This is a genomic window from Ruminococcus sp. J1101004sp1_RTP21198st1_B9_RTP21198_201120 (assembly GCF_040924245.1).
Classification (GTDB): Bacteria; Bacillota; Clostridia; order Lachnospirales; family Lachnospiraceae; genus Blautia_A; species Blautia_A faecis.
In genome coordinates this window covers 1-1,826 of record NZ_JBCOMI010000075.1, presented here as the reverse complement: position 1 = coordinate 1,826, position 1,826 = coordinate 1, and the positions used below count along the sequence as shown (strand labels likewise).

At 39.5% G+C, this 1,826-nt stretch carries 3 protein-coding genes and 5 tRNA genes; all 8 read left to right on the top strand.

Translation table 11 applies throughout. The features are described 5' to 3' along the window. Position 1: 1 nt before the first annotated feature. Positions 2–74, top strand: a tRNA-Thr gene (locus tag AB5618_RS21295). A 4-nt stretch (positions 75–78) separates the two neighbouring features. Then, positions 79–152: transfer RNA gene (locus tag AB5618_RS21290), tRNA-Ile, on the top strand. Positions 153–171: 19 nt separating this feature from the next. Further along, positions 172–245: transfer RNA gene (locus AB5618_RS21285), tRNA-Asp, on the top strand. A gap of 34 nt (positions 246–279) precedes the next feature. Next, positions 280–352 (top strand) — tRNA-Val (locus tag AB5618_RS21280). A 3-nt stretch (positions 353–355) separates the two neighbouring features. Continuing rightward, positions 356–441: transfer RNA gene (locus AB5618_RS21275), tRNA-Leu, on the top strand. A gap of 321 nt (positions 442–762) precedes the next feature. After that, a complete protein-coding gene (locus tag AB5618_RS21270) occupies positions 763–1,089 on the top strand; it encodes a nucleotidyltransferase domain-containing protein (protein ID WP_347088511.1) in 327 nt (108 codons plus the stop codon). After that, entirely contained in the window at positions 1,082–1,369 is a 288-nt protein-coding gene (locus AB5618_RS21265) for a hypothetical protein (protein ID WP_330382821.1), read from the top strand. Before AB5618_RS21270 ends, AB5618_RS21265 begins: the two co-directional genes overlap by 8 nt. A 238-nt stretch (positions 1,370–1,607) precedes the next feature. Further along, positions 1,608–1,784 carry a hypothetical protein gene (locus tag AB5618_RS21260; RefSeq protein ID WP_368367050.1) on the top strand — a complete coding sequence of 59 codons (177 nt, stop codon included), beginning with the start codon at positions 1,608–1,610 and terminating at the stop codon, positions 1,782–1,784. The last annotated feature ends 42 nt before the right edge of the window (positions 1,785–1,826 follow it).

The following is a 1,826-nucleotide window of genomic DNA, read 5'->3' as shown; positions in this document are numbered from 1 at the left end:
TGCCGATGTGGCTCAATTGGCAGAGCAGCTGATTTGTAATCAGCAGGTTATCGGTTCGAGTCCGATCATCGGCTTTTTGGACCTTTAGCTCAGTTGGTTAGAGCAACCGGCTCATAACCGGTCGGTCCTGGGTTCGAGTCCCCGAAGGTCCATTTAATTTAATATTCTTCTGGCCCGGTGGCTCAGTTGGTTGGAGCGCCGCCCTGTCACGGCGGAGGTCGAGAGTTCGAGTCTCTTCCGGGTCGCTGTTGATGAAAATCAACATTAATTAAATATTGTGGGATCTTAGCTCAGCTGGGAGAGCATCTGCCTTACAAGCAGAGGGTCATAGGTTCGAGCCCTATAGGTCCCATATGCCGCAGTGGCGGAACTGGCAGACGCCCGGGACTTAAAATCCCGTGGGTAGTGATACCCGTACCGGTTCGATTCCGGTCTGCGGCATGACTTGAAACCCTTGATTTTCAAGGGTTTTTTTGATGTCTGGATATATTTACACCCTTCTGGAACACCTCTTATTTAGCCAAAAAATGGATTTTGACAGCAGATTTGACAGCAGATACAAAATATTTAAGCAGCTTCAAAATAATATTCTGGTATAATATTCACTTTTTTTATAGCTGGAAACTGGAATTTCCATGCTTGATAGTTTCAAAGGTTGCGCTTTCAAAAATAAAAGTAAAATAATAGCTTGCTTTACGTAGTCAGCTGCAATATTATTAAAATATTACTGTAGATGAAAATAATCTGACAGGAGGTAGCAACTTGATTAGACAGGAAATATTAATGCTATTTATACAAGGGGCTAAAAAAATATTAAAAAATAATCTATCCAAACTTATTGTCTATGGTTATTATGCCCGTGGAGATTATAAGGAAAATTCGGATATTGATGTTATGATATTAACACCTCTTTCAAAAGAAGAAATAGAGCAGGTCGAAAACAGTATTTTTGATCTGGCGTTTGATCTGGAACTGGAGTCAGGGATTGTAATAAATCCAGTTCTGGAGAATGAAGCACATTACAGATACTGGCTGGGAGCATTGCCGTTTTATGATAATGTAGAGAAGGAGGGAATTGTAATTGGATGAGAGACAAAAAGATTTAAGCAATTATCGAATTACACAAGCTGATGATAGTCTGAAAGTAGCTGACTATTGTTTAAAAGAAACCAACGAGTCTATTTATATCACCCAAAATGATGAGGGAGATATGGTAATTAAGAGTATTGATACATATGAAAAGCGTGAACAGTTACTTCGGTTACGTGCCAGAGTACTTCAGGCTGAGTGGGAAAGAATAGATGGTGCCAAAACTATGAGTGCAACTGAAGCACGAAAAAATTTGAGAGAGAGACTCGGAGAGCTGTAGAGTTGACTGTCTGGATAGATACATGTGAAGTCACTGGCAACGTTCCGCGAGGTGTTTTTTGTGGACAAAGTAAGCAATAACATTTTCTCTTCATTTACTGGCACAAGTAATAGTGCAAACCGGTTTTGGATGGATTATTATTAGTATAGAGAATACATGGTCAATGGAAGGAGAATTTTTTACAATATGTGTTCTTTACAAGAATCGAAAACAAAAACAGGTTTTGCGGAGGATGTGTATGAAGCAGGATAAAAAAGAGAAGCGGAACAATATATTATATTCGGTATTAGGTTTCGTCCTGGGCATTGCCATGTGTGGTATAGGAATATATGGTATGATTTTAAACAGAATTGAAAGCCAGGAGTACAAAAACACTACAGACAAACTGTTAAGGAAACAATCGGAGTTGGTGTAAACGAAAAAGCAGCCTTGAGTTCTGATAAAAACTGCCCTTTCG